This window comes from Rhizobacter sp. P2_H2, from assembly GCF_056403375.1.
In genome coordinates, this window is record NZ_JBFUFP010000579.1 from 1 (window position 1) to 3,425 (window position 3,425).

Sequence of the window (3,425 nt, forward strand, 5' to 3'; positions counted from 1 at the left end):
CACCACGCCTGAGCCCGGTCACTCTGCCCAACGCTGTCCTGCGCTGGCTCGCCACCGGTGGCTCACTGGCGTCAACGGATTTGCAATCCCTCGACCACGAGAAAAATCAACGACTTACGCATTCGCTATCGATATCGCCACCCTCCGGACTGCCGACATGGCAGAGCCGTTGCGAGGTAGCCACTGTCCGCAGGGATAGGTCTTACAAGGTCTGGACGCTTAACTCTGCTTGATTCGGCCAGACGTCGTGAGACCGATGCCTTGACTTGCTCCAGGATCTCTTGCAGTAGGGTAGCGATGGCGAGCTGCCAATCCTGCTGATCCTGAAAGACGGTCGGGTCCGTCGGCACACTTTGGATCGAGCCCAGGTCGAGAAGCCAGTATTGGCGGGGCCCGCAGCGATGCGGGCCCTTTGTCATTGTGTGCGGATATGAGTGGTTTCTCATATCCAGTAGTTCGGTGTCGTAGCGAGCGCCGCACGCAGCCGGTTTGGACGGCTGCGCCCGAACAAGCCCCGCGCATTGAACACGTTCGTGGGTTCGGCTACACAAAGGTTCGAAAAAGGATCCTGATGCCGGCAGTTCACCCGCGCTTTTGTCGTAGTAGTGCAACCACATCAGAATGCCCGCCGATTTCAGCCACATCGGCGGCCGTCTGATCCCACTCATTCTTAAGGTCTCTTCTTGCACCGGCCTTGAGCAAAAGCCTTACCACTTCGACTCTACCCTTCATCGCCGCTTGGTGAAGCGGCGTGAACCCCATGTCACCAGCGCGGTTTGCATCCGCACCGCATGCCAAAAGATCAACCACCTCATTCAACTGCCCTGTCCGTGCAGCAATATGGAGAAGCGTGTCATCCACCGCGCCTGGCTGATTGACATCAATTATTTCAATTCCGAGGAACTCCGGGTGCCCCGCGTACTTTTTGCGAATTGCATCAAACTTATTTGAAGTCATGGCCTACAACTATTCGTGCATTTTTGATTGTGCTCCTCACTGAGATTTTCAAGTCTCTTCTTCCAATCTTGAATCTTTTTCGCGTGCTTGACAATTCCATATTTTGCATCAAATTGCTCATAGAGCTTGATGACTTCTTTCGCGTGGTCAATTTGTTTTGACAGCGTTGAACATTCGTTATTTCCAGGAGGTGGAGGCGCATCACAGAGATCTTTTGCACGCTCGTACTCAAACTGTCGACGCGCCGCCGGGCTCAGCTTTGCTGGCGAGGGATTTGCGGGCGTCGCAGCGAGCATTGGATCGTCCAAAAATAATCCATCAATTACAGTTGCCAACACAGGTTGAACAAACGGATTAATTTCTTCCCCAATCCGCCAGCCGAGCCGACCTGCCCTATAGCATGCGTAAAGCGGGGGAGCAATTTGCAGTCCATCTGAGTCAATGTAACCAAGTGGATCGCCATCCACATATCCATATGTTGAGAGCCCACCTCCGGCCAGACCCATCGGGTCGCTTTGGATATATCTCCCTAAGCCTGCATCGTAGGTACGGAAGTAGTTGTAAAACAATCCCGACTCCACATCCGCATATTGCCCCGGAAAACGCAGATTCAGCGTAAAGGCTCCAAGGCCTTCGGGGTTCGTCTCCGGCGCCGTAGTCCCGAAGGGCTCCGCGAACCAGCGCCAACGGCGCCCGCCATTTTGATCCATCACCAGTCGAGGCGTGTCTAAGTGGTCTGCATGGATGAAGTACACCCAGGGCGGACTGCTCGCGTTGTTCGGGTCGGCGGTGAATACCGCGATCGGCTTCGAGCCCAGCCACACGTACTCCTTCAGCGCGACGCCCGCTTGGTCATACTCGCCCAGCAGTTGCCCGTCCAGGTCGTACACGAAGATTCGCGTGCTGCTTGTCCCGGAGGTCGTGAACTTGCGGATGCGCCGCTTGTCGGCGTCGTAGCTGAAGGTGCTCGTCACACCCCCATGGGTGAGGCTCGCCAGGACGCCAGTGCGCCCATACGTCGCCGTGTAGTTCGTGCTGTCGCTGGTGGTGTTCCCCGCGTTGTCATAGCCGAAGCTCCGCGCGGGGTTGGTGATGCTTGTCAGCCGGTTGCTCGTGGTCGCGGTGGTGTACGCGCTCGGGCTGCCGTTCAGACTCACGCTCGTGCGGTTGCCGTTGGCGTCATACGCTATAGACCAGCTCGCCGTGGCCGCGGTGACGCTGGTCAGCCGGCCGTTCTGGTCATACCCGAAGCTCTGGTCCAGCCCTGGCTGTGGGATGCCATCATTGGCCGACAGATGTGTATACCCTACGATCCGGTCTGCCGCGTCATAGGTGATGTCTCTGAACACGTCCCCCAGCCGGTAGCGCACGACACGCCCGTACTGATCGAAGAAGCGCTCGTGCGGCACCAGCCCGCTTGCCATCTGCCATTGCCAACTGCTCGGCGGCCCGAAGGGTTCCCACTTCACCTGGCTGATCAGTGGGGCCGCTGTGCTGCTCGCATCCTTGGCCAAGCTCATCGCCGTCAACTTCCCACTGGTGTAGGCGAAGATCAGCTTGCGCCCTGACGGGTAGGTGATGCTCGTCAACTTCCCCAGCGTGTAGCCATACTTGACCGTCGTGACCACAGTCGCGCTGTTGGCACCGTTGGCCGCGTAGACCGCCTGGATGGCATCAGTCACCCGACCCTGCGGGTCGTACTTGAACCGCGAAGCACCGTTTGGGTGGTCGGTGCGGCTCAATCGCCCGATGCTGTTCGAATAGTCCGATCCTGTCAGGTCGTAGCCCCAGCTCACCGTCTGGCTGGTCTGCCCAGGCTGGCTGTAGACGGCTGTAGTCAGCCGGTTCAGTGCGTCGTAGGAATAGGTTTCGGTGACGCCTCGGCTGTCGACGCGGGTCTTAAGGTTGCCCTCCTCGTCGTAGGTCTGGGTCGCCGTCCCAGTGTCGGGGCTGATCAGCTGGGTCGCGTCACCGAAGCCGTTGCGCGGGTACTGCGTGACGAGATTGCGCGGGTCGGTGACCTGGATCACGCGGTGGCCACCGTCGTACTCGAACTGCGTCTTGCCATTCTTCGGGTCCGTGCTGTCCTTCACCCGGTACAGCGGGTCGTAGGTCGCCTTGGTCTCCAGATTGAGCCCGCTGATGCCCGGAGCCTTCGTGACCTTGGTGCGATTGCCCTGTGCGTCGTACTCGTAAGTCGTCACCGGCGCCGGCGACACAGGTGGTGGTGGCAGTGTCTGCGCGAACGCAGCATGGGACAGCAACGCCGCGAACAAGGTGACAACGCCGCTGAGCGACGACCTCTGCATGTATTTCATGGTCCTCACTCCCTGCCGGTGTTTTGTTGAGGGCGCCCAAGTGCGTCCATGACTCGGGCGAGGCTGCGTTTCAGGCTGCCAGCCGGATCCTTCACACTCTCGCCGGTCGCCGTGCCCGCATCATTCAATTGGTAGTCAATGCGGTTACCC

The 3,425-nt window shown here is 58.9% G+C and carries 2 protein-coding genes; both read right to left on the reverse strand.

All coding sequences use genetic code 11. The features are described from left to right. Positions 1-582: 582 nt before the first annotated feature. Positions 583-957 (reverse strand): ankyrin repeat domain-containing protein, encoded by a 375-nt coding sequence (locus AC1D15_RS22815; protein ID WP_477827765.1) that lies wholly within the window; start codon positions 955-957, stop codon positions 583-585. Next, complete coding sequence (locus AC1D15_RS22820; RefSeq protein WP_477827766.1) at positions 954-3,275, reverse strand: RHS repeat domain-containing protein; 2,322 nt, start codon at positions 3,273-3,275, stop codon at positions 954-956. The genes AC1D15_RS22815 and AC1D15_RS22820 overlap by 4 nt, the downstream gene beginning before the upstream one ends. Positions 3,276-3,425: the final 150 nt, after the last annotated feature.